We start from the raw sequence: 23861 nt of genomic DNA, 5'->3' as shown, positions 1-23861 counted from the left end.
ATCAGTTACCCCCCTTGGCCGAGACTTCGATCAAGCCGCCGGAGCCGGTCGGGATCTTCTCGCGATAGACCTGGATCGCCTTGTTGGATGTGGCCGTTCTCAGGTCGCTCGAACCGCCCTGGCCAAGGACCAGGTCATTGGGATTGGCGACCATGGCGGCGATGTTGGAGTTCACGCCGCACCCGAAGTTGGACGACACTTCCGTCATGCCGGTGCTCTCATCCTTGATTGACCAGTCGGGGCAACCAGGCACTTCGGCCTTGGCGCGGCGCACGATCAGGCGGACGGAGCCCTCCAGAGCGCGGCCGGCCTGCGCCGTATTGTCTTCCTGAAGCAGCAGGCTGCGGCGCTCGACGATGGCGGCGATGCCGTTCCGGACGCCCTTGCTGAAATAGCCGCTTTCGGTGGCGATCGCGACCGTGTCGCCATAGCTGGCGCCGATCGAGTCCAGCCAGCCTTCCAGCCGCTGACGCTCCGCGACGGTCAACTCTCCGCCAGCGGCGTTGACGTCAAAGACGTAGCTCGTGTGGCTGACAACGGGCTGATGAACCGAGGTCAGGCCGCGGTTATAGGTCGCCATGTCCGTGGAGCAGGCCGAGAGAGCCAGCGCGAGAGCGGCGGGGCAGGCCAGGTGAACGATCTTGTGCATCATGTCCTTGATCCCATCAGAAGCTGAAGCCGGGTGCGGCTGCATCGGCGGACTTGGTCGGTTTGCGGCGATCCTGAATGGCGGGCGCGGCGGGCGCATTGCTGCGCGCGACCGGACCCGGCGCGGAAGGAGCCAGCGTTGGCTCCGGCCGCTTGTCGCCGCTTACGCCGTCAGAGTTTTGCTGATTGAAAAAACCCTGCGCTTCGGTCGCGGTGCGGAAGCCATCGGTAGGCAGGCGAACGTCGCCCGCGTTCATGGGCTTCACCAGATATGGCGTGACCACGATCACCAGTTCGGTTTCGTTGCGCTGGAAGTTGCGCGACTTGAACAGGCTGCCGAGAATGGGGAGATTGCCCAGTCCAGGCACTTTATCGATATTGTTGGCGGTGTCGCCGGTGAGAAGGCCGGCGATCATGAATGCTTGACCAGACCCCAGTTCAACCGTTGTTTCCGCGCTACGGGTTTTGAGCGCTGGAATGGCCGAGTTGATCGAGAAGTCCAGCGACGAAACGGTCGGACGAACGCGCATCGAGATGCGGCCATCGGAAAGAACCGTAGGCGTGAAGGAGAGCTGCACACCATATTGCTTGAACTCGATGCTGTTGCCCAGCGTGCCGTTCGTCACCTGATAAGGATATTCGCCGCCCGCAAGGAAACCAGCGGTTTCGCCCGAAAGCGATGTCAGGTTGGGCTGGGCGAGAAGCGTCGCAAGACCTGACGTTTCGGCAAGGTCGAGCGCGCCGGCCACGTCCACGCCGAACATCTTGGCCACAAATCCCAGGGTCGTGGTGTTATCGGCCGGCTGGCTGTTGAATCCGAGGCGGCCGTCGGTGCCCACAGACACAAAATCCCTGCCGCCGCGCGCGATATGCCCCCTAAAGCCGGATGTGCCGTCAAGGCCATAGATGTTCGTGCCTACCTTATGCAGCAGGTTGCGGCTGACCTCAGCGATCTTCACCTGAAGGTTGACCTGCAGCGGCGTCGCGGTGCGCATGCGGCTGACGACGGTCACTTCCTTGCCGACGAAGGCCTGGACCAGACGCTCCGCCTCGGCGGCGTCCTCAGGGGCCTTGATCGTGCCGGTCAGCAGGACCATGCCGTTCATCGTCGCGGTCTGAATGTCCGCTTCCGGCATCGCCATCTTCAACATCTGGTCGATGTTGGTCAGGTTGTTGCCGACCCGGATCTTGCCGGAATACAGGATCTTGCCGTTGGGCGCGGTGGCGAAGACGGTTGTCTCGCCGGGCGTCTTGGCAATGATGTAGAGCTGCTTCTGCGACCGGACATGGACGTCCGCCACATTGGGGTTGCCAACGATGACGTCCGACATGCTCGTCGAAAGGTTGATCACCCGGCTGTCGCCGACCGACAGTTCCAGCGCATTGTCCGTGCTGGCGGACCCAGGCGCCGCCTGCAGGGCGTTGGCCGGGACCATGCCAGCGCCGATGACCAGCGCAAGGGCGGCGGCAGAGGCGAGGCGGCGCCCAGCGGGCATCCGGCGCGCCATGATATTGGCCAGCGTCATGTTATTTCCCCCCCAGAGGAACTTCGGTAACATTGGTTCCGCGCGCGACGCGGACCATGGGTCCCACGATTACGGGCGCGCCCTCAACCTTCGTGGCGGGCACGGTGCTGCGCTGATAGCGCGAGACGTCGGCGCCCGTGACATAGGTCGATTTCTTGTCCAGCGGCCGCGCGGAGAGCGAAGCCAGCGCCTTTTTCTCGGCGGCCGGGTCGCTGCCATCGGGCAGGTCGCCATTGTCGCCAGCGATGGCCGCATCCAGCTCCGACGCATTGTCGGCGAGCGAACGGAGCGACAGCGAAAGCGCGCCGACGGTCTGCGCAACGGCGACCTTCTCTGCGATCTTCGGCGTCACTTCCAGCGTGACGTTGGTGAACGCCTGAACCTGCGGTTTGCCGTCAGGGCCAAGGACGTCGGTGCGCTGGTCCGTCGCCAGGACGCGGACATTGCGGACGATCGTTTCGGAAACCTTCAGCGGTTCGCCGTCGCCGCCGCCGACCACGGACTGGGTCAGCACCATGTCGACGCGATCGCCCGGAAAGATGAAGCCGGAAACGGAGCTTTGCGCGTTCACCGGGACGGTGATGGCGCGCATGCCGGCGCCAAGCGCGGCGGCAAGGAAGCCGCGATCGCCCGGATTGATCAGCGCGCCCTGGGTGAGCGGCTGTCCCGTGGTGATCGGGTTGCGGATCACGCTGCCGGCGAGCGACTGCGGATTGACCTTGCCCTGAAGATAATAGGCTTCCTCGACCAGATCCTTCGGCCAAGGCTGGAAGCGGAAGCTTTCGGCATCGACGATGGTGCCCACCGGCAGCGCCTTTACGGCGACAAGCACATGGGGCGTGTCCGGGCCATCCGGCATGGCCGCGGCGTTGACCAGCGGCGAACCCGATGCGCTGAACATGTTGCGGGCGATAAGGGCCGTCGCGATTGCGATGACCAGGGCTCCTACCAGCAGCGCTACTCTCTTAGCATCCATGACGAAATTCGCCTCCTTGACGCGGGTTCGACTTTCCCGATCCCGCCCTCATCATACAAAATGGTTAATATATCGTTCGCCAACCAGCCAAAGGGCGGCCAGCGATATGGCCACGCCATAGGGAACTTCGGGTTGGCCCAGCCGTTGGCTGACGCGATGGTGGATGACCGTGACAACGGTCACGACGCCGCCGATCAGCGCCATCAGCACCAAAAGGGTCAGCAGCGCCTGCCACGGGAACCAGAGGGCGAGGGCGGCGAGCATCTTCACGTCGCCGCCGCCCATCATGCCCAGGGCGAAAAGGCTGGCGAACAGCGCAAAGACGCCAAGGCCAAGCGCCAGTTGGATGCCCGCATCAGGCCAGAAGCTGATGCCGCACGCCCACCAATAGGCGGGGGCCAGCAGGGCGATGGCCAGGTTCAGGCGGTTGGAGATGATCCGGGAGCGCAGGTCAGTGACTGCGGCGGCGACCAGCATGCATGCCAGCGCCCCAAGCAGGACCATTCGCAAATATTCCCCCGTCATGGATAAAGGGTGTAGACCCCATGCCTTACTAAAACGTAACCATGCCCCTGATGGACCTTTCTGCTTTCGATCGCCGCGCCTGGCCTGCCGGCGGCACATTGGACACCTGGCTCACCCCCGATGGTTGGCCGCTGCGGCGTTTCCGAATGGGAAGCGGCGTGCGCGGGCGCATGCTTGTCGTCGGCGGGCGCGGCGACATGATAGAGAAGTATCTGGAGCCTGTGGCGCACTGGGCGGAGCAGGGATGGCGGGTCACGACGTTCGACTGGCGCGGGCAGGGCGGCTCCGGCCGGATGACCGACGATCCTCTGCTCGGCCATATGACCGACTTCGGCGCGCTGGTCGGCGATCTGGAGGCGATATATCGCGCATCTTGCGACAGCCGGGGACCCAATGTCATCGTCGCGCACAGCATGGGCGGGCACCTTGCCCTGCGCGCCATGGTGGAAGGCGCGATCAAGCCCGACGCGGCGGTGCTGACCGCGCCGATGCTGGGCCTGAAAAGCGCGCCGATACCGGAGAGCGTGGCTCCCTGGATTGCGCAGGCGATCGGCGGGGCGGGCCTGTCGGGCCGGGCGGCCTGGAAGGACAATCCCTATTCGCCCTTCCGCGCGGCGCGGCTGACGCACAGTGCGGAACGGTTCGCCGATGATCTGTGGTGGCGTGAAAACACGCCCGACATAGCGCTGGGCGCGCCGAGCTGGGGGTGGATCGGCGAAGCCTACCGGTCGACACGGGCGCTGGAGCGGTCTCCGGCGGTCGAGAAGATGCGCGTGCCGACACTTATTCTCGCCGCCAGTGCGGACCGCCTGGTGTCGCCTGCCGCCATCAACAGGGTGGCGGCGCGCTTGCCGGATGTGCGGCTTCATACCTATGGCCCGGAAGCGGCGCATGAGATATTGCGCGAGGCCGATGGCGTGCGGCTCGACGCCTTCGCGCGGATCGACAGCTTTCTGGATGAGCGGGCGCCCGCGGCATGACATCTTTTGACATTGTGATCGTTGGCGCAGGGATGGCGGGCGCAAGCCTTGGCGCGGAACTGGCGGGTTCGGCGTCCGTGCTGGTCCTGGAGATGGAGGAGCAGCCGGGATATCACGCCACCGGCCGGTCGGTCGCTTTCTGGGAGGAAAGCTATGGCGGGCCTGTGGTGCAGCCGCTGACGACCGCATCCGGCCCGCTGATGCTGAAGCCGGACGCGGACCTGTCGGATCGTCCCTTCCTTGGTCCGCGCGGAGCCATCCATATCGGAAGGGCGGAGAGCGCTCCGGCGCGCGACGCCTTGCTCGATACGTTCGGACGCAGCGTGGGGTTGAAACCGCTCGATGCCGCTGCGCTGAGGGAACGGATAAAGGGCCTGCGGCATGACTGGACCATCGGGATCGAGGAGCCAAGCTGCGCCGACATCGACGCCGCGGGGCTGCATCAGGCCTATCTTGGGAAATTGCGCCGGTCCGGCGGGAAAATCCTGACCAATGCCGCCTTGTTGTCCGCGCAGCGGTCAGGCGACGGGTGGCTTCTGGAAACCGGCGACGGCGCGATCCATTGCGGCATCCTGATCAATGCGGCCGGAGCATGGGCGGACGTGGTGGCGCGCAGTTGCGGCGTGGCCCCGGTCGGCATAACGCCCTATCGCCGGACCGTCGTGCAATTGCGCGTCGATCCTGCGCCGTCCGCCGATTTGCCGGTGATCATGGACCTGGAAGGGCAATTTTACTTCAAGCCGGATGGCGCTGGCAGGATCTGGCTCAGCCCGCATGACGAAGCGCCCTCCGATCCATGCGACGCCGCGCCGGAGGAACTGGCGGTGGCCGAGGCGATCGAACGCTTCCAGAGCGCGGTCGACTGGCGCATCGCGGCGGTTGAACGGAAATGGGCGGGCCTGCGCAGCTTCGCGCCCGACCGGTTGCCGGTCTATGGCTTTGATCCGCTGGCGCGGGGCTTCTTCTGGTTTGCGGGGCAGGGGGGCTTCGGCATTCAGACGGCCCCCGCCGCCGCCAAGCTTGCCGCTGCGCTCATCACGGGCGCTGCGCCCGATCCCGCCGTGGCGGCAATTGACACCGCGCTTTTTGATCCCGGCAGGTTCGAATGAGGCTGGCCTTAATCAAAATCGCGGGTTAACCTGGGTTTACCACGATCGGAGGGTAGACCATGGCGCACAAGTTCGTGATCGAAAAGAACAAGGCCGGAGAGTTCGTCGCCAAGTTCAAATATAATAGCGAAGTGATCTTCTGGACCGAAGGGTACAGCAGCAAGGCCTCCGCCAAGAACGCCATCGAATCGATCCTGAAAAACGGGCCGGGCGCTCCCGTCGAAGAAGTCTGAGGCCCCGCCAAGGGGATATGCTTCTCCCAGCATTGCAAAATATTCGGGCGTCATCTGCACGCTCGAAGAATCTGCGCGCTTGTCGTCCGGCCTGATAGGCCGCGGCTGGGCCGGTCTGACTGGTGGGAAACGCACTGTAGTCCTGCGCGGGACCATGTCCCGGCCGAGCAGAGCAAGCTCCAATCCAATGTCAGGATGTTTCCGTAACGATTATTCCGGGACTATTACGGGCGTTGCCGGATAATGCTCACATTCTTTTGAAATGTAACAATTTATTGCGTCTGCCTTAACGGGCGCGCTTTTGATTGACGCCGCATACCACCCCGCGCAACTCGCGCTCAGAGTTTGATAAGCATTATCATTAGCGGGGAAATTCATGACCTACGGAACTTCTTCCGTGCGCCTTTTCGGGCGCACGGCGACGCTTGGCCTTTGTCTTGCGATGGGCGGTGGCGTGTTCGCCCAAACGGCAATCCAGCCTGATGCGGCAGCGGACGCGGGCGCTTCCGGAGACGAGATCGTGGTGACCGCCGCAGGGTTCGAGCAGAAGATCGTCGACGCGCCCGCCAGCATCAGCGTCATCAGCCGCGAGGAATTGCAGGAGCGGCGCTTTGGTAGCCTCGCCGAGGCATTGAGCAATGTGGAGGGCATTGATGTCGGCCAGACGGCGGGCAAGACCGGCGGCCTCAACATCTCGATCCGCGGCATGCCGAGCGACTATACGCTGATCCTGGTCGACGGCAGGCGGCAGAATGCGCCTGGCAACGTGACGCCCAACGGCTTTGGCGAAACATCGACCAGCTTCCTCCCGCCATTCTCCGCGATCGAGCGGATAGAGGTGGTGCGCGGGCCGATGTCGACGCTCTACGGGTCGGACGCGATGGGCGGCGTCATCAACCTGATCACCCGCAAGGTCGGCAAGCGCTGGGCCGGAACGGTGACCGCCGAAGGCACGTTGCAGGAGGATGGCGATTTCGGGAATATGTATTCCGCCAACGCCTATCTGCACGGGCCGGTCGTGCCTGACCTGCTGGGCCTTGCGGTGCGGGGAAGCTATTTCAAGCGCGAGGCGTCGGGCCTGTCCTATACCGACGCCAATGGAAATCCGGTCGAGGTCAGCACGCGCGGACCCAGCCCGGTGGAATCGGAAATCTATACGCTGGGCGGCCGCCTCACCCTGACGCCGCATCCCGACCATGACATCTGGTTCGAGGCGGACGTCAACCGCCAGTGGTACGACAATTCGGAATCCCAGCTCGGCACCGGGACGGTGGCGGGTGGATACGGCCCGGAGATGAAGTTCAACCGCGACAATTATGTGCTGGCCCATAGCTGGCGCGCCGGCTTCGCGCAGATCGACACCACATTGACCCGCAACATCACCGAGACGTTCGGCCGGACCATTCCGCCGGGCACGCCGGGGAAGGTCGCGGGCGATCCGCGCACCCTGAAGGCGACGAACAGCATCGCGGACACGCGGGCCGTGATCCCGCTCGGCCCGGTGAACGCGACGGTCGGCGGCCAATATTGGAAGGCGGAGATGGTCGATGCGGTCGCCGTCGACAAATATGAGTTCGTCCAGTGGGCGCTGTTCGCCGAGGCGGCCTGGAGCATCGTGGACCGCTTCACCCTGACGCTTGGCGGGCGCTATGACGATCATGAGACCTTTGGCGGGAAATTCTCGCCCCGCGCCTATGCGGTATGGAACGTCACTGACGCAGTGACGGTCAAGGGCGGCGTCAGCCGCGGTTTCAAGACGCCAAGGCTGGACCAGATTGCGCCCGGCATCGTCGGTTTCGGCGGGCAGGGCACCATTCCCCAGATCGGCACGCCCGGCCTGAAGCCGGAAACCAGCACCTCCATGGAACTGGGCCTTTACTATGACGATGGCGGCATCGTGTCGGGCAACGTCACCATCTTCAACAACAAGTTCAAGGACAGGATCGCGGCGGGTGCGCCGATACCCAACTGCACCTGGTCTGTGGCGCCGAACCTGCCGGGCTGCCTTAACCTGGGCAATTTCCCGCGCGCGGAGAATTTCGGCCAGACCGTCAATGTCGACAATGCGGTAACGCGGGGCGGCGAAGCGGCGGTGAAGTTCCAGTTCACGGAGGCCCTGTCGCTGGGACTGAACTATACCTACACCGAAAGCGAGCAAAAGAGCGGGGCGGAAGCGGGCGAGCCGCTGGTCAACACGCCCAAGCATATGCTGAACGGCAATCTGCGCTGGAAACTGAACGATCGCCTCGCAACCTGGGTGCGCGCGGAGATACGGTCGAAGCGGTATCGCGGCGCGGGCGCGGCGCAAAACGCGCTGGGCAGTTTCAAGGGGTATGAACTGTTCCACCTGGGCGCCAATTATCAGCTAACCGACAATTTCCGGCTGGGCGCGGCGGTCTATAATATCTTCGACACCGATTTCGTGGGTTATCTGCCTTATGCGAGCAGCCCCACGGCGACGGCTTATGCCTCCGAATATGCCAATCTTGAGGAACCGCGCCGCCTCTGGATATCTGCGACGGTGGATTTCTAAGGGGGCTTATCCCTGCCGCCGTTTCAGCAACTTCATCCCCGCCCCGAATCGCGATAGGGTGGGAATGAAGCGAACATCCGGCGGCAGGGGCGAAGGGTATGAAGGCGCAAGGCATCTCTATGTTGGCGGCGCTCTCCCTTGGCCCAGCCTCCCTTGGCCCAGCCTCCCTTGGCGCAGCCTCCCTTGCCGCACCTTCCCACGCCCAGCCCCGTCTGCCGCCAATGGACAATGGGACGGGCTATATCTGCACCAGCGTCTCGGGCGAGGTGCGGCGTCTCAACATAGATGTGGCGGGCATGCGATATCAGCGCGAGGGCGAAGCGCCCTACAGCCTCGCCAGGGTCAGCGAGACCAGCCTGGTCCTGACCGAAAAGACCGAAGTGGATCTGCAGGACCCGACGACCGGGCCTATATCAATGGGCGAGGAGATGGACAGGCGCACGCTGATCCTCTCCTCCGAGGTCAGTGTTCCGGCGCATAATATGTACCGGAAAACCGACTATAAATGCGTGTCCGGTCCGATGATAAATCTGGCTTCAGGCCGCTGAGGACAGTGATCAGCCCGAAACGCTGGCGTGCTCCTGCTTTCGCAGGAGCACGCATTTATACATGCGGCGGAAACCTAACCCCGGAAACTTTCCGCCGCGGCGCAGGCCAACTGGTCCGCGCGCTCATTTTCCGGGTGGCCGGAATGGCCCTTCACCCATTTCCACTCGATGCGGTGGCGGCGCGTGGCTTCGACCAGCGCCTGCCACAGTTCGGCGTTCTTGACCGGCTTCTTGTCCGCCGTTTTCCAGCCATTCTTCTGCCAGCCGAATACCCATTTGGTGATGCCGTCCATCACATATTTGCTGTCGGTGGACAGGATGACATGGCAGGGACGTTTCAGGGCGTTCAGCGCCTCCAGCGCCGCCATCATCTCCATGCGGTTGTTGGTGGTCAGCGCTTCGCCGCCGGAGATTTCCTTCTCATTCCTGCCCGCCCGGATGACCGCGCCCCAGCCGCCGGGGCCGGGATTGCCCTTGCACGCTCCATCGGTGAAGATTTCGACCGTGGTGAGTTCGCTCATGCGCCAAGCAGTTCGGCAGGACTGGCGCTTGCGTAGAAGTCGAGGCGGCGGAGGAAGGCGAGGGGGTCCTTGCGGGTCACGAGCGCATCGGCGGGCGTGTTGATCCAGTCATAGGCGCGCGTCAGCAGGAAGCGCAGGGCGGCGCCACGGCACAGCGCCTGGAATCCGCGCCGTTCCGCGTCCGACAGGCCAAAGCTCTCCACATAGCCCTGGACAAGCGCGGCCGCCCGGTCCGCATGCCATGCCGACCCGTCATTCGAGAAGCACCAGGCGCTCTGCGTGACGGCGAGGTCATAAGCGCGGATGTCAGTGCAACTGAAATAAAAGTCTATCAGGCCCGTGACCTGATCGCCCAGCATCAGCACATTGTCGGGGAAAAGATCGGCATGGATGACGGCGCGGGGCAGATCGGAAGGCCAGTGCGCATCCAGCCATGCAAGTTCCTGCGCCACACGGTCGCCAAGGCCCGGCGCAATCTCGTCGAAATGATCGCCGCATTTCCCGGCAAGGTCATGCCAGCCGGGCAGGTCGAGCGCGTTGCGGCGCTGGCCGGAGAAGCCTTCCGCCGCGCGGTGCATCTGGCCGAGCGCCGCGCCGGCCGCCTTTGCCTGCGCGGGCGTCGGCTCCGTCACCGAAATGCCGGTCAGGAACTCGATAAGGCAGGCAGGGCGGCCGGAAAGCTGCTGCAGCCTTTTGCCCGTCCGGTCGGGAATGAAGCGCGGCACAAGGCATCCGCGCTCGCCCAGATGGTCCAGCAGATCGATGAAGAAGGGCAGGTCCGCCTCATCCACCCGCTTCTCGTACAGGGTCAGGATATAGCGGCCATTGGTGGTTTCCAGCAGGTAATTGCTGTTCTCCACGCCCTCGGCGATGCCCTTGGCGGACACAAGCCGGCCAGCGTCATAGCGGGTGAGGAAGGCGTCGATCTCCTCCGCGGGAACATGCGTATAGACCGCCATTGAGGTTCAGGCCGCTTCGAGGCCGCGAGGCAGTTTGAACGCCATGCGCTCCTGCGCGGTTTCCACCTGCCGTTCCTCTATCTCGAAACGCTCTGCTAGGCGGTCGACGACCTCGCGCACCAATATTTCCGGCGCGGATGCGCCGGCAGTGATGCCCAGCGTCGCCACGCCCCTCAACCAGTCGAAATCAATATCGTCCGCCCGTTCGATCAGGCGGGCGGGCGTGCCCTCGCGCTCGGCCACCTCGACCAGCCGGAGCGAGTTGGAGCTGTTCGGCGCGCCGATCACATAGACCGCGTCGCAGGACGAGGCGATCGCCTTCACGGAATTCTGCCGGTTCGACGTCGCGTAGCAGATGTCCTCGCCCTTGGGTGCCGTGATGGCCGGAAAGCGGCGTTTCAGCGTCGCGACGACGGCGGCTGTGTCGTCCACCGAAAGGGTCGTCTGCGTCAGGAAGGACAGATTTTCCGGGTCGGCGGGCGTGAACGCCTCCGCGTCCGCCACGGTCTCGATCAGCGTCATGGTGCCTTCCGGCACTTGGCCGAAGGTGCCGATGACTTCCGGGTGGCCCTTATGCCCGATGAAGATGATGTGCCGCCCGGCCTCGACCTGCCGCTCCGCCTGACGGTGGACCTTCGACACCAGCGGGCAGGTGGCGTCCAGATAGGAAAGGCCGCGCTCCTCGGCCTTCGCCGGGACAGCCTTCGGCACGCCATGCGCGGAAAAGACCACATGCACGCCGTCCGGCACCTGATCCAGTTCCTCGACGAAGATCGCGCCCTTCGCCTTCAACTGGTCGACGACATATTTGTTATGGACGATCTCATGCCGGACATAGACCGGCGCGCCATATTTCTCGATCGCCCGCTCGACGATGATGATGGCGCGGTCCACCCCGGCGCAAAAACCGCGCGGCGCGGCGATCAGCAGCAGCAAAGGCAGCTTGCGCCCGTCTTGTGTCATGTCGGCGTCTGTCATGCTTTGGGCTTTAGGCGAAGGGCGCGCCCGATGAAAGCGGCTTCCTTTCGGTTGCGCGCTTCATGGGGGATGGATAAGAAGCCCGGATGTCCGATCCAGGGACCATATCGAGGGATTGCCCGTGAACCTTGCCAAGTCGTTGACCTTCGCCGGTCTTTCCCTTCTCGCCCTGTCCGCATGCTCGCGCCGTGGCGAGATTGACGCGACCGGCGGCATCGTGGCGGTGCGCTCCGCATGCCCGGTGGCGGCGATCCCCGCCTATACGGGCGACATCACCCTGTTCGATCCGGCGTCAAGCCGCGACGCTTCGGCCATCGATGTGGTGGCCACCGTCACCAACCTGAAATCGACCTGCGCCGATGGCGCGCAGCTTTACACGGAAGCGACTTTCGATGTGCAGGCGCGCCGCCGCGACGCGACCGCTGCGCGGCAGGTGACGCTGCCTTATTTCTCGACGATCGTGCGCGGCGGCAACGCAGTGGTGTCGAAGCGGGTCGGGCAGGTGACGCTTAACTTCGCGCCCGGCGAATATCGCGCGTCGGCGAGCGCCAAGGCCGGTTCCTATGTCGACAAGGATGTGGCGACGCTTCCCGCCGACATCCAGAAGCGAATCACGAGCAAGCGCAAGGCGGGCGACGCCGACGCGGCGCTGGACCCGCTGTCGCAGCCTGACGTCAAGGCGGCGCTGGCGCGCACGACCTTCGAACTGCTGATCGGCTTCAATCTTACCCAGGATCAGTTCAAATATAACGTCACCCGATGACGCGCTGAACCCTTGAGCATCCGTACCGCCGAGCCTATCGAAAAGCTGCGCTTTCGCTAAAGAGCGCGTAAGGGGCATCGACCTGGTCGGCTCCGCATAGCTGAATTTCGATAGACTTAGGATTTGCCGTGACCCTTTACGCGCGTTTCGCGACCTATCTCGATACCGTCCTCGACGCGCTGGTCGAGGCGGGGGATCTGCCCGCCGGACTTGACCGCAAGGCCGTGACGGTGGAGCCGCCCCGCGATCCCAGCCATGGCGATCTTGCGACGAACGCCGCAATGGTGCTGGCGAAGCCCGCCGGAACCAATCCCCGCGCCCTGGCGGAGAAGATCGTCGCCGGTCTTGGCGCGCTGGCGGAAGTCTCGGAGGCGGGCATCGCCGGCCCCGGCTTCATCAACCTGCGGCTGACGGACGATACCTGGCGGGCGGAACTGGCGGCGATCCATGCCGATGGCGCGGATTATGGCCGGTCCGACATGGGCAAGGGCCTGCGCGTCAATGTCGAATATGTCTCCGCCAATCCCACAGGTCCGATGCATATGGGACATTGCCGGGGGGCGGTGGTGGGCGATGCGCTGGCGACGCTGCTGGAATATGCCGGGCACCGGGTCACCCGCGAATATTATATCAACGATGCGGGCGGGCAGGTGGATGTGCTCGCCCGGTCCGCGCACCTGCGGTATCGCGAGGCGCTGGGCGAGGATGTCGGCGAGGTTCCGGAGGGTCTATACCCCGGCGATTATCTGGTCCCGGTCGGGCAGGCGCTGGCAAAGGAATATGGCGACCGCTTCGTCGGCGCGCCGGAGAGCGAGTGGCTGGCGACGTTCCGCGCCTTCGCCGTCGATGCGATGATGGAGATGATCCGCGCCGACCTGGCGCTGCTCGGCATTCATCACGACCTGTTTTCGTCGGAGGCGGAATTGCAGGCGGCGGGCAAACCCGAAGCCGCCGAGGCATGGCTGCGCGAACGCGACCTCATTTATGACGGCGTGCTGGAAGCGCCCAAGGGCGAAACGCCGGAGGACTGGGAACCGGTGGAGCTTCCCTTGTTCCGCTCGACGAAATTCGGCGACGATCAGGACCGGCCGATTCGCAAATCGAGCGGCGCCTGGACCTATTTCGGCGCTGACCTCGCCTATCATTTCCAGAAGGCGCAGCTTGCCGACCAGTTGATCGATATCTGGGGCGCGGACCATGCTGGCACCGTCAAGCGCATCCAGGCGGCCGTCGCCGCGCTGACGGAGGGCAAGACGCGCTTTGACGTGAAGCTGATCCAGATGGTCCGCCTGCTGCGCGATGGCGAACCGGTGAAAATGTCGAAGCGGGCGGGCAATTTCGTCACGCTGGCCGACGTCGTGCGGGAAGTCGGCAAGGATGTCGTCCGCTTCACCATGCTGACCCGCAAGGCCGACGCGCAGATGGATTTCGACTTCGCCAAAGTGGTCGAGGCGTCGAAGGATAATCCGGTTTTCTACGTCCAATATGCCCATGCGCGCATAGCCTCGCTGCAGCGGCGGGCGGAGGAGGCCGGGATTGTCCTGCCTGATCCCGATATGTCCCAACTTGGGACAGAGGAGCTGGAGCTGGTCAAGCGCGCAGCCCAGTTTCCACGGGTAGTGGAGGGGGCCGCGCAGGCCCGCGAGCCGCATAGAATTGCATTCTATCTCAATGATTTGGCTGCCGATTTTCACGCATGGTGGAATCTCGGCAATGACCGGCCCGAACGCCGTGTGATCGTGACCGGCGATCCGGCCGCTACATCCGCGAGACTGTTCTTGAGCAGGGGAATCGGGCAGATTATCCGCAACGGGCTGGCGCTGATGGGCGTGGCGGCGCTTACGGAGATGCAATGATGGGTGACTATGTGCGGGACGGTCTCGATCTGGATGACGATGACCGCCTGCCGTGGCTTGAACCCGCCGACGACGATGGCGCCGATGACGGCATTTCGACGCTAAAATTGCTGACCTTCATCATTGCCGGCCTCGCCTTTGTCGGGGCCGTGGTTTTCGGCATCTGGTATGTGAAAAACCGGGAAGCGGCCTCCGGCGGCGAAGGCGCGCTGATCGCTGCGCCCAAGGGCGATTATAAGGTCGCCGCCAAGGAAGCCGATGCCAAGGCGTTCCAAGGAGAGGGCGACGCCAGCTTCCCGGTCAGCGAAGGCGAAGATCGCGGCAGCCGCATCGATCCGTCGCGTATGCCGGAAGTGCCCGTCAGCGGCGGCGCTGCGCCCGTGGACACGACAAAGCCGGGATCAAAGCCCGCGGCCAAGTTCAGCGCCCCGGTGGTCAACGCCACGAACGCGCAGGGTAAGACCGCAGCGCCCTCCGTCGCGACGCCATCGGGCGCGGCGATGATCCAGCTTGGCGCTTATGGCAGCGAAGCGGTGGCGAAGGATGCGTGGAGCCGGCTGTCCAAGCGGTTCGCCTATCTGGCGCCGCTTGGCACATCGATTGAGAAGGCGACGGTGGGAAGCGGCACATTCTATCGCCTGCGTGCCAGCGCGCCGAGCGTTGCGGAGGCCAACACCCTGTGCGGTAAGCTGAAGGTGGCGGGCGAAAGCTGCATCGTCGTCCGCTGACCGCGTGGGTTGTTAGCGGCCGGAGGCTGCGATGAGTAGTAAGCGAGATCTTGCCTCGGTCATCAGCCCGGACTTGATCCGGGGACCCGGCTTTTCTTCAGGGTCAGTGTAGTCAAAGGCAGCGGGATCCCGGATCAAGTCCGGGATGACGGGAATTGGCGTACACCCCCGCATCCCTGTCCTACACCAGCCATGTCATGCTCTATTCCCGCGCATGAAATGGCGCTCTCGATCCACTGGCCAGTGCGACCCAACCGCGACCCGCATGAGACTCATCTGCGACCTGGATGAGACCAACATGCGACGTAAGTGCGACGCGGGTGAGACTCAGGTGCGACGCATCTGCGACCTACATGCGACGTGGATGAGACGCACATGAGACCTAAGTGAGACGCAGGTGCGACGCACATGAGACCAACATGGGACTTTTGTGAGACCTACATGCGACGTTCCGGCCAAAATCGCTCGCAACCCGCAACTTCCGCAACTTCGGTGGGACGCTTTTGCTGGGATGATGCCGGGAATCGCGATAACAGGGGGCCATTGCAGATGACATCAGCCAGGTGACCCAACCCATGAAACCCGTCATCTTCGGCCTTGCGGGCGAAACCCTGACAAGCGACGAGCGCGCTTTCTTCCGGGAGGCGGAGCCTGCGGGCTACATCCTGTTCCGCCGCAACGTCGCGGACAAGGCGCAGTTGCGCGCGCTGACCGACGAACTGCGGGCGCTGCATGGCCGGGACGATCTGCTGATCATGATCGATCAGGAAGGCGGGCGGGTGGCGCGGATGCCGCCGCCGGTGTGGCCAGCCTTTCCTCCGGGGGCGGTGTTCGACGCGCTCTATGATGTCGCCCCGGCCAGCGCCATTGTCGCTGCCCGGACAAACGCGCAGGCGATCGCCGTCACCCTGCGTGAATGCGGCATCAATGTGGATGCCTTGCCTTTGCTGGACGTGCGTCAGCCGGGCGCGAGCGACATTATGGGCGACAGGACGCTGGGCGCGGAGCCGCTGCGCGTAGCGGCGCTGGGCCGGGCGGTGCTGGACGGGCTGAAGCAGGGCGGGGTGGTCGGCATCGTCAAACATATGCCGGGGCATGGCCGGGCGATGGTCGACAGCCATCATGAGCTGCCGCATGTCGAGGCCAGCGAGGCGGAACTGGAAACCGATATCGCGCCGTTCAGGGCGCTTAACCGGGCGCCGATGGGGATGACCGCGCATATCGTCTACACCGCCTGGGATGCAGAACGGCCCGCAAGCCTGTCGCCGGCGGTCATCGCCAACATCATCCGCAACCGTATCGGCTTTGACGGGCTGCTGATGTCCGACGACCTCGATATGAAGGCGCTGAAAGGCGACATCCCGTCGCTGGCGGCTGGCGTGGTCGCCGCGGGGTGCGACATCGCGCTCAATTGCTGGGGCCGGATGGAGGAGATGGTGGGCATCGCCGACGCCCTGCCGGACATCACGGCGGAGGGCCGGCGGCGCCTTGACCGGGCCATGGCTACGGTTGGCGATGGCGGGAATGCGGAGCCCCTGGGCGATCTGCTGGCCCGGCGCGACGAATTGCTGGCCCTGGCGTGACGGTTCAGGGGCGCTGAACCATGGAGGAGGATCTCTTTTTCTCTCCGCCGTCGGTTGGCCCGGAAACCCTGACGCTGACATTTGATGCGTGGGAAGGGCCGCTGGACCTGCTGCTCGCCCTGGCCCGCACGCAGAAGGTCGATCTGCGGGAGATATCGATCCTTGAGCTGGTCGAACAATATCTGGCCTTCATTGAGGATGCGCAGGACCTGAAGCTGGAGCTGGCCGCCGACTATCTGGTGATGGCGGCATGGCTGGCCTATCTCAAATCCGGCCTGTTGCTGCCGCGAGACGAGCAGCAGGACCCGTCGCCGGAGGAATTGGCGCTGCGTCTGCAATTGCGGCTGCAGCGCCTAAGCGCGATGCGCGACGCGGGCGCGCGGCTGATGGCGCGGGACCGCATAGGCCGCGACGTGTTCGTCCGGCCCGCGCCAGAGGGGCTGCGCACCGTCCGCAGCATCCAATGGAGGGCGTCTCTATTCGATCTGATCCAGGCCTATGGGCAGGTCCGCGCCCGGACCCAGCCGATGGTGCATGTCGTGTCGCGCCGTCCGGTGATGACGCTGGATGCGGCGATTGAGCGCGTGGGCATGCTGGTCGGCGGCCGGATCGACTGGACAGTGCTGGAGGCCTTTCTGCCGGAGCAGGTGAGCGGGGAGATGCGGCGGTCTGCGCTTGCCAGCAGCTTCGTCGCGGCGCTGGAACTGGCGCGGCAGGGGAAGGTCGATATCCGGCAGGACGAGATTTTTTCCCCCATCTATTTGCGTGCGGCGGGCAATGCATGAGCGATGAGATGGAAGAAGCGGGCGCCGATGACGAGCCGGATATGGTGAACGGAATGGCGGCGAACCGGGAGCCGGACGATTTCCGGCGCGCTGTGGAGGCCGCGCTGTTCGCATCCGACCAGCCGCTCGCCCTTGCGGAGTTGCGCCAGCATGTCGGCAATGGCGATATCGGCGCGGCGCTGGCGGCGCTCGCCGATGATTATGCCGGGCGCGGCGTCAATCTGGTGGAGCGGGGCGGGCGGTGGCATTTCCAGACCGCGCCGGACCTGGCCCATATTCTGCGCCGGGAGCGGGACGAGCCGCGCAAGCTGTCCCGCGCGGGCATGGAGACTCTGGCGATCATCGCTTATCATGAGCCGGTCAGCCGCGCGGAAATAGAGGCGATCCGGGGCGTGCAGGTCGCCAAGGGGACGATCGACGTGCTGATGGAAGCGGGCTGGATTCGTCCGGCGGGGCGGCGCGAAGTTCCGGGGAGGCCGCTAATTTATGCGACCACGCCCGACTTTCTGTCACATTTCGGCCTTACCAGCCGCCGCGACCTGCCGGGAATCGACGATCTGAAAGCGGCGGGGCTGCTTGACCCTGTCGATATGGCGATGGCGGGCCTGGACGGGCAATCCGTTCTGGAAAATGACCCCGATGGCGACTAGATAGAGCCTTCGGATTGGGAGAATATCAATGGGTTCCTTTTCAATGATGCACTGGGTCCTCGTGATCCTCGTGATCGTCCTGCTGTTTGGCGGCGGACGGATCTCAGGTCTCATGGGTGATGTTGCCAAGGGCATCAAGAGCTTCAAGAAGGGCATGGAGGACGACGAGGACGACCTGCCCAAGGCGCGGCCCGCAGCCCCCGCCGCCAAGATCGAGTCTCAGCGCGCGCCGGAGCAGAGCGCTGCGGGCGTGACCGAAGACAGCAAGCAGGTCTGATCCGAAAACCGGCAGAGCCAGTTGCATGTTCGATATCGGATCGTCCGAATTTCTGCTGATCGTCATTGTGGCCGTGATCGTGATCGGCCCCAAGGACTTGCCGCGCGCGCTCTATAAAGTCGGGCAGGTCGTCGGCAAGGCGCGCGGCATGGCCCGTCATTTCCGCACCGGCATCGACGCTATGGTCCGCGAGGTGGAACTTGAGGAGTTGGAAAAGAAATGGGCGGCCCAGAACCAGCGGATTTTGGACGAGCATCCGGCTGAACCGGAAGCGGAACCGGCGTCGCTTCCTGCGCCCGCTGCAGCGTCTGCCGCAGTCGTTGAGCCGGCCAGCGCTGTGCCGGGTTATGGCGGGGAGGCGGAGGCCGATGCCGCGCCAAAAGGCGGCGCGCAGGCATGAGCGAGATCGACGACAGCAAGGCGCCGCTCCTCGACCATCTGATCGAACTGCGCGGCCGTCTGCTCAAATGCGTTTATGGTCTCGCAGTCTGTTTCGCGATCTGTTTCTATTTTTCGGACCAGCTTTTCGCCATTCTTGTGCATCCGCTGAAGGAGGCCTTTGGCGACGCCGGAGGGCGGCTGGTCTACACCAAGCTGTATGAAGCCTTTTTCGTGCAGCTCAAGGTTGCCATTTTCGGGGCCTCCTGCCTGTCCTTCCCGATTATCGCGAACCAGCTCTGGGCCTTCGTCGCGCCGGGATTATACGCCAAGGAAAAGCGGGCGCTGCTGCCTTTCATATTCGCCACGCCCATCCTGTTCGCCATGGGGGCGTCGCTGGCCTATTTCGTGGTGATGCCAACGGCGTTCCATTTTTTCCTTGGGTTTCAGGGGAATAGCGGCGGCTTGAAGGTTGAGGCGCTGCCCAGCACGGACGCCTATCTGACCCTGGTGATGCAGTTCATCCTGGCGTTCGGCATCAGCTTTCTAATGCCCGTGCTGCTGATGCTGCTCAACCGCGCCGGGATCGTCAGCCGGGCGCAGCTTATCGGGCTTCGGCGCTACATGGTCGTGGCCGCATTCATTGTCGCCGCCGTACTGACCCCGCCCGACGTCGTGTCGCAGCTCATGCTCGCGATACCGCTGATCCTGCTGTACGAGATCACGATCGTCGCGATTTGGTTCACCGACCGGCGCGCGGCCAAGGCCGACGCCACGGAAAAGCGGGCGGAAGCGGCCTGAACGGAAACGGCCCGCTCCACTGGGAACGGGCCGCATTCCTGGGGAAAGCTTTAGTCCGCTGCGTTTTCCACGGCCTTGCCGGCGCTCTGAACATCCTTGCCCGCGCCTTCGACCGTATTGCAGGCGCTGAGAACCAGGGCGCTGGAAAGCAGAAGTGCTGCGACAATTTTCTTTGACATGTTGGACTCCTCTTGAAAGGTTCGCCCGCCGCGCCCCTGACGGACGAGCGACATGATAAATAACCCGGAGCTTTGGAAAGCGTTCCGGTCGCGAAACCTTCATTGTGGAAATGCCGGGGAGGCCAAGCAGTTTACGCCAGATGCAATTTGAGCCCGGAACGCTGTCGGGGGGGGAGAAGCGTTCCGGGCCCATGAGTGGATAGCAAGAGCGGGGGGCAAAAGATTTACTATCCGAATGCTATAACCCAGAAGGCCGATAGAGGTTCCCGCTGTTCCAAAAAAATTTTAAGTTTTTTTCTGTTTAAAAACAGATAATTAGATAGTTAACTATCGGCTAACTTTAACTTTTTTGGCTTTCATGGGACGAGCGGACGGCCGCTGGACCGATATTCGGGGCGAATATTGCTGTTCCAGATATCCGGCGGCGGCTGGACAGCGCCCGGTCCCGGCGCAGGCACAGGATCGACCGGCGGCGTTATCGCGAGCGCTGGCGCGGAAAGCAGCGCCGCACGCGGGGCGGGGCCGGACTGAAATTCGAAACGGGCGTAGCGGTCGCTGAAGGCGGCGGGCTGACCGGCCGCTCCTTTCCACCGGTAGAAGATATGCGCGCCGATCACCGCCACAGGCTGCAGGTCGGCCGACCAGGGAGGGCTCACAGCCAGCGTATGATAATAAGTGGCAAGGCCGACGGGCGTAAACGCCTTGCCCGCCAACGCTTCTGCAGCGATCCTTCTGGCCCGGCCCCAGGCGGTGGCGTTCGGCGTGCGTGCCATTGCGCCATCGCAACTGAAGCTGAACTGGCATTTGAGGTCGCTGCGTTCCGAGCCTTGGTAGACGACGGCGCACACGCTGTTCGGCCATGCCGGGTGACGGACCCGGTTGAGCACCACCTGCGCCACGGCGCGCTGGCCATCCTCAGTTTCATTGCCCGCTTCATAATAAATTGCAGCGGCGAGGCAGTTGGCGGCGCGATACCGGTCCACCGGCGTCATCCCGCGAAAGGTGACGGAGGGGGCGGCGGGACCGTTATCGAGCCTGTAGATATATGGATCGTTGTGCCCGACCGTCAGGTTCCGGATAGGCGTGAACGCACCTTCCGCCAGGAAATAGGCCGATCCCGGAAAATTGTCGGCTGCCACGCCAGCCAGGATGATGGGCGGTTTTGCTTCCGCGCTGTCCAGCGGCTGCGTCCAGCCGGAAGGCAAAAGCCGGGGGAGCAGGACAATGGCGGCGGCGAACAGCACAGCACGCAGCAGCGTTGCAAGCTTCCCAGTTTCTGTTCTGGCCATGCCCATGCCGCTCCCGTCGCTGGCCCTTAGCCTAGAGGCCCTTTATATTCTCCTTCGATTTCGGCGCTGTACCCGGATGGGACGGCGGGAAAATTGGCGGCACGGCGCGCAATACGCTCTTTCAGGGATAGTGAAATCGCTTGCTTGGCAAAGGCGTGCGCACTCCGCTATCGAAGCGGCATGCTTCTACAACAGGATACGCTCGCACTGATTGGCAACACCCCCATGGTGCGGCTGAAAGGGCCTTCAGAGGCCACAGGCTGCGACATTTTCGCCAAGTGCGAGTTCGCCAATCCCGGCGCATCGGTAAAGGATCGCGCCGCCCTTTTCATCGTCAATGATGCGGAGGAAAAGGGGCTGCTCAAGCCCGGCGGGATCATCGTTGAGGGGACGGCGGGCAATACCGGCATCGGTCTTGCCCTGGTCGCCAACGCCAAGGGGTATCGCACAGTCATCGTCATGCCGGAAACGCAGAGCCGGGAGAAGATGGACACGCTGCGTGCGCTGGGCGCGGAACTGGTGACGGTGCCGGCCGCGCCCTATTCGAACCCCGGCCATTTCGTCCATACATCCCGCCGGATCGCCGAGGAGACGGAAGGCGCGATCTGGGCCAATCAGTTTGACAATATCGCCAACCGCAAGGCGCACATCGTCGGTACGGCCGAGGAAATCTGGGCGCAGATGGACGGGCGGATCGATGGCTTCACCTGTTCCGCAGGCACGGGCGGCACAATCGCCGGGGTCGGCATGGGTTTGAAGGCGAAGGATGAGAATATCACCATCGCCCTGACCGACCCGCATGGCGCGGCGCTTTACGCCTATTACGCGCATGGCGAACTCAAGTCGGAAGGCGAATCCGTGGCGGAGGGCATTGGCCAGGGCCGGATTACCGCCAATCTGGAAGGCGCGCCCATCGACACCCAGTTCCGCATTTCCGATGCCGAGGGGCTGGAATGGGTCCGCCGCCTGCTGTCGGAGGAAGGGCTTTGCCTGGGCCTGTCGTCCGGCATAAATGTCGCTGGCGCGGTGGCGCTGGCGCGGCAAGTCGGGCCGGGCAAGCGCATTGTGACGATCCTGTGCGATACGGGCTTCCGCTATCTGTCGACCCTCTACAATCGCGAATGGCTGAAATCCAAGGGGTTGACGGTGTTCCCCTGGCTGGCGCAGAATGGTTGACCTCTAACGGGTCGTAGAGCGCAGAAAAAAGGGACCAGCTATGGTCGACAGTCCTCGCAAGCAGGAGGGTCTGCAACGTGTGCAGATCGGCCTGACCGGGCTGGCCGGTGTTGTGCTCCTTGTGGGGCTGGCCAATATCGTCATTGAAAAGGCGCGTATCGACGAGCGCGCAGCGCCGCCGCCGGTCGTTCCGACGCTCAATAATGGCGCGGATGTTAATGCGGTGCAGCCGGAAGACCCGCTGGCCAGGCTGGGGGTGGCGCCGTCGGCGGATCCTGGCGCTGCGCAGGTTGTGCCGGACCTGCAGCCTGACCCCAATCTGCGCAAGCCCATGGATCGCGACCCCCAGCAGCAGCCCTGAGGCGCAAGCGCAATGCGCTCTGCGGCATGGTCTGGCGCGACCATATTCCTTGCGATTCTTGCGAGCCTGATCGGCGGACTCGCCTTGGGCGGGCCGCTGTCGACTGGACAGGCTGACCCGCTTTTCTGGGCCAAGGCGCAAGCGATATGCATGATGGCCTTGGCCGCCCTAGTCCGCTGGAGACGAAAACAGGGGCCGGGCGCGCGAGCATTCTCGTGGCAAATGTGCGCCGGGGCTGGTTCCTTATCCGCAATCGCCCTTTTTTGCGGGGTGTCGGCGTCGGCCCTGTCGCTGGCAGCCATGTTTGTTCTGCTGGCGATTACTGTCCTGGCGCTTTCCGCCATTTGGTTTCTTCCACGACTGAAAGGCTTTGTCTGCCTGTTGTTGCTCATTGGCGGGGTCGCTGGCGCAGATATGTGGATGAGGAAGCCTGCTCCCAAATCTTCATCCAGGCCGGAGCTTGCGATTCTTTCGGCCCTGCCGATCTTCGGACCTGCGGGCGAGTTGATGGGAAAGCATGCGCCGCTCATTGATCGTTTGGCGCTTGATTTCAAAATAAGGCCGGTTGATTCCGTGACGGCCGCGCCTCTGCGGCAGGGCGGCCGGTTGCTTGTCGCGCATCCCAGGGCTTTGCCGCCAGCCGACCTGGCCTTCATTGATGCATGGGTGCGCGGGGGAGGGACGGCGGTCATTCTTGCGGACCCCTTGCTTCTTTGGCCAATGGCATTGCCGCCTGGCGATCGCCGCCGTCCTCCGGTGACCAGCCTGCTCGACCCCCTCCTGTCGCATTGGGGCCTGGAACTTCTACCATCGGAAGGGCGGGGGGTCGAAAGGCGGTTCCTTTCCAGCGGTGCGCTATTGCCGATCGCCGGTGCGTCGTCATTCAAGACCAGGGGTGGCTGCCGTCTTGCAGAGCAGGGCCTTTTTGCTTTGTGCCGTATCGGCAAGGGGAGGGTGCGCCTGATCGCTGACGCCGATATGGCGGACGACCGGCTGTGGCTTGCCGACCCTGACCATCCCTTGTCCCCAGCGTCGCTTTCTGGCGATACGCCTGCCTTGTTGAGCGATTGGCTGCGCGATCCCATGTCTTCCCGTCCGATCCCGCCGTCGAGACCCTGGATCGGCAATGATGCGGCGATGATTGAGGCAATGCGTTGGGCTTTGCTGGCTGGGATGGCCTGGGCAATTCTGGGTGCGGGAGTCGTTTTCGTCCGGGAAAAGCCGGGACGGCATGGAAAATGACGAAAAATCTACGACAAAAGTCTGGGAGTGCCGGAACGAATTAAGAACAATTACTTCACGCCATCTATGGAAACCCATCAAAACCAAGGAAAACCCGATCTGAACGAAGATTCCCAGCTCTACCCAAGATTTCCCCTTCCATCCCGATGCTTCCCTTGGTATTCATGCTGTTACTGGGGCAGTTCAAGCCGATGCGATTCCTGTGAACGGAGCGACGTAGCGCATGCGTTTCTCCGCACGGGAAGGCTTTGCCCCGA

General features: G+C 63.6%; 26 protein-coding genes. 17 read left to right on the top strand and 9 right to left on the bottom strand.

The window, feature by feature from the left end; all coding sequences use genetic code 11:
* Position 1: 1 nt before the first annotated feature.
* Genes KFK14_RS15700 through KFK14_RS15685 form a run of 4 tightly spaced genes read right to left on the bottom strand, consistent with a single transcriptional unit; the run spans position 2 to position 3675 of the window.
* Positions 2-652 carry a CpaD family pilus assembly protein gene (locus tag KFK14_RS15700; protein ID WP_212608297.1) on the bottom strand — a complete coding sequence of 217 codons (651 nt, stop codon included), beginning with the start codon at positions 650-652 and terminating at the stop codon, positions 2-4.
* Between the two features lie 13 nt (positions 653-665).
* Positions 666-2174, bottom strand: a complete 1509-nt coding sequence (locus tag KFK14_RS15695) for a type II and III secretion system protein family protein (RefSeq protein ID WP_425516629.1) — start codon at positions 2172-2174, stop codon at positions 666-668.
* A 1-nt stretch (position 2175) separates the two neighbouring features.
* Entirely contained in the window at positions 2176-3150 is a 975-nt protein-coding gene (gene cpaB, locus KFK14_RS15690; protein WP_212608296.1) for a Flp pilus assembly protein CpaB, read from the bottom strand.
* Between the two features lie 51 nt (positions 3151-3201).
* A complete protein-coding gene (locus tag KFK14_RS15685; RefSeq protein WP_212608295.1) occupies positions 3202-3675 on the bottom strand; it encodes an A24 family peptidase in 474 nt (157 codons plus the stop codon).
* Positions 3676-3725: 50 nt separating this feature from the next.
* Here KFK14_RS15685 and KFK14_RS15680 point away from each other — a divergent pair, with 50 nt between their 5' ends.
* From KFK14_RS15680 to KFK14_RS15660, 5 genes are all read left to right on the top strand, one after another.
* Positions 3726-4655 carry an alpha/beta fold hydrolase gene (locus tag KFK14_RS15680; RefSeq protein ID WP_246524662.1) on the top strand — a complete coding sequence of 310 codons (930 nt, stop codon included), beginning with the start codon at positions 3726-3728 and terminating at the stop codon, positions 4653-4655.
* Positions 4652-5764 (top strand): NAD(P)/FAD-dependent oxidoreductase, encoded by a 1113-nt coding sequence (locus KFK14_RS15675; RefSeq protein WP_212608293.1) that lies wholly within the window; start codon positions 4652-4654, stop codon positions 5762-5764. Before KFK14_RS15680 ends, KFK14_RS15675 begins: the two co-directional genes overlap by 4 nt.
* A 59-nt stretch (positions 5765-5823) precedes the next feature.
* Positions 5824-5997: a YegP family protein gene (locus KFK14_RS15670; RefSeq protein WP_212608292.1), complete on the top strand. Its 174-nt coding sequence runs from the start codon at positions 5824-5826 to the stop codon at positions 5995-5997.
* A gap of 376 nt (positions 5998-6373) precedes the next feature.
* Positions 6374-8530 carry a TonB-dependent receptor domain-containing protein gene (locus KFK14_RS15665; protein ID WP_246524661.1) on the top strand — a complete coding sequence of 719 codons (2157 nt, stop codon included), beginning with the start codon at positions 6374-6376 and terminating at the stop codon, positions 8528-8530.
* A 98-nt stretch (positions 8531-8628) separates the two neighbouring features.
* Positions 8629-9078 carry a hypothetical protein gene (locus tag KFK14_RS15660; RefSeq protein ID WP_212608291.1) on the top strand — a complete coding sequence of 150 codons (450 nt, stop codon included), beginning with the start codon at positions 8629-8631 and terminating at the stop codon, positions 9076-9078.
* 74 nt (positions 9079-9152) lie between these two features.
* On the opposite strand, the gene rnhA is transcribed toward KFK14_RS15660, so the two are convergent.
* The 3 genes from rnhA to ispH are packed head-to-tail and all read right to left on the bottom strand — an operon-like array spanning position 9153 to position 11536.
* The gene (gene rnhA / locus KFK14_RS15655; protein WP_070155292.1) at positions 9153-9599 is read right to left on the bottom strand and encodes a ribonuclease HI; all 447 of its coding nucleotides are present in this window, start codon (positions 9597-9599) and stop codon (positions 9153-9155) included.
* Complete coding sequence (gene thrB, locus KFK14_RS15650) at positions 9596-10558, bottom strand: homoserine kinase (protein ID WP_070155294.1); 963 nt, start codon at positions 10556-10558, stop codon at positions 9596-9598. The genes rnhA and thrB overlap by 4 nt, the downstream gene beginning before the upstream one ends.
* A gap of 6 nt (positions 10559-10564) precedes the next feature.
* Positions 10565-11536 (bottom strand): 4-hydroxy-3-methylbut-2-enyl diphosphate reductase, encoded by a 972-nt coding sequence (gene ispH / locus KFK14_RS15645; RefSeq protein ID WP_246524660.1) that lies wholly within the window; start codon positions 11534-11536, stop codon positions 10565-10567.
* Positions 11537-11657: 121 nt separating this feature from the next.
* Between ispH and KFK14_RS15640 the strand changes: the two genes are divergently transcribed.
* The 9 genes from KFK14_RS15640 (at position 11658) to tatC (ending at position 19357) form a co-directional block, all read left to right on the top strand.
* Positions 11658-12299: a hypothetical protein gene (locus tag KFK14_RS15640; protein WP_246524659.1), complete on the top strand. Its 642-nt coding sequence runs from the start codon at positions 11658-11660 to the stop codon at positions 12297-12299.
* A 128-nt stretch (positions 12300-12427) separates the two neighbouring features.
* Positions 12428-14155, top strand: coding sequence for an arginine--tRNA ligase (gene argS / locus KFK14_RS15635; protein WP_212608290.1), 1728 nt, complete (start codon positions 12428-12430; stop codon positions 14153-14155).
* A complete protein-coding gene (locus KFK14_RS15630) occupies positions 14155-14883 on the top strand; it encodes an SPOR domain-containing protein (protein WP_212611181.1) in 729 nt (242 codons plus the stop codon). The genes argS and KFK14_RS15630 overlap by 1 nt, the downstream gene beginning before the upstream one ends.
* A gap of 575 nt (positions 14884-15458) precedes the next feature.
* Positions 15459-16466, top strand: a complete 1008-nt coding sequence (gene nagZ, locus KFK14_RS15625; protein ID WP_212608289.1) for a beta-N-acetylhexosaminidase — start codon at positions 15459-15461, stop codon at positions 16464-16466.
* Between the two features lie 20 nt (positions 16467-16486).
* On the top strand, positions 16487-17251 hold the full coding sequence (locus tag KFK14_RS15620) for a segregation and condensation protein A (protein ID WP_212608288.1): 765 nt from the start codon (positions 16487-16489) through the stop codon (positions 17249-17251).
* 53 nt (positions 17252-17304) lie between these two features.
* On the top strand, positions 17305-17901 hold the full coding sequence (gene scpB, locus KFK14_RS15615) for an SMC-Scp complex subunit ScpB (RefSeq protein ID WP_212611180.1): 597 nt from the start codon (positions 17305-17307) through the stop codon (positions 17899-17901).
* A 28-nt stretch (positions 17902-17929) separates the two neighbouring features.
* The gene (locus tag KFK14_RS15610; protein ID WP_212608287.1) at positions 17930-18178 is read left to right on the top strand and encodes a twin-arginine translocase TatA/TatE family subunit; all 249 of its coding nucleotides are present in this window, start codon (positions 17930-17932) and stop codon (positions 18176-18178) included.
* Positions 18179-18203: 25 nt separating this feature from the next.
* Positions 18204-18578, top strand: coding sequence for a Sec-independent protein translocase protein TatB (gene tatB, locus KFK14_RS15605; protein WP_212608286.1), 375 nt, complete (start codon positions 18204-18206; stop codon positions 18576-18578).
* Positions 18575-19357 carry a twin-arginine translocase subunit TatC gene (gene tatC, locus KFK14_RS15600; RefSeq protein WP_212608285.1) on the top strand — a complete coding sequence of 261 codons (783 nt, stop codon included), beginning with the start codon at positions 18575-18577 and terminating at the stop codon, positions 19355-19357. The genes tatB and tatC overlap by 4 nt, the downstream gene beginning before the upstream one ends.
* 50 nt (positions 19358-19407) lie before the next feature.
* Here the strand turns inward: tatC and KFK14_RS15595 are convergent, their stop codons facing one another.
* Positions 19408-19536 carry an entericidin A/B family lipoprotein gene (locus tag KFK14_RS15595; RefSeq protein ID WP_070155310.1) on the bottom strand — a complete coding sequence of 43 codons (129 nt, stop codon included), beginning with the start codon at positions 19534-19536 and terminating at the stop codon, positions 19408-19410.
* A 356-nt stretch (positions 19537-19892) separates the two neighbouring features.
* Positions 19893-20825 (bottom strand): cell wall hydrolase, encoded by a 933-nt coding sequence (locus tag KFK14_RS15590; protein ID WP_425516628.1) that lies wholly within the window; start codon positions 20823-20825, stop codon positions 19893-19895.
* Between the two features lie 180 nt (positions 20826-21005).
* Between KFK14_RS15590 and KFK14_RS15585 the strand changes: the two genes are divergently transcribed.
* From KFK14_RS15585 to KFK14_RS24350, 3 genes are read left to right on the top strand one after another with little or no spacing between them, the layout of a single operon-like run.
* Positions 21006-22001 carry a cysteine synthase A gene (locus KFK14_RS15585; RefSeq protein ID WP_212608283.1) on the top strand — a complete coding sequence of 332 codons (996 nt, stop codon included), beginning with the start codon at positions 21006-21008 and terminating at the stop codon, positions 21999-22001.
* A gap of 40 nt (positions 22002-22041) precedes the next feature.
* A complete protein-coding gene (locus tag KFK14_RS15580; RefSeq protein ID WP_070155317.1) occupies positions 22042-22362 on the top strand; it encodes a hypothetical protein in 321 nt (106 codons plus the stop codon).
* Positions 22363-22374: 12 nt separating this feature from the next.
* Positions 22375-23604 (top strand): Gldg family protein, encoded by a 1230-nt coding sequence (locus tag KFK14_RS24350; protein WP_425516627.1) that lies wholly within the window; start codon positions 22375-22377, stop codon positions 23602-23604.
* Positions 23605-23861: the final 257 nt, after the last annotated feature.

It is taken from the genome of Sphingobium phenoxybenzoativorans (assembly GCF_018286635.1).
Lineage (GTDB): Bacteria > Pseudomonadota > Alphaproteobacteria > Sphingomonadales > Sphingomonadaceae > Sphingobium > Sphingobium phenoxybenzoativorans.
The sequence above is the reverse complement of the archived record's forward strand: the minus strand, read 5'-3'. Positions and strand labels throughout refer to the sequence as shown.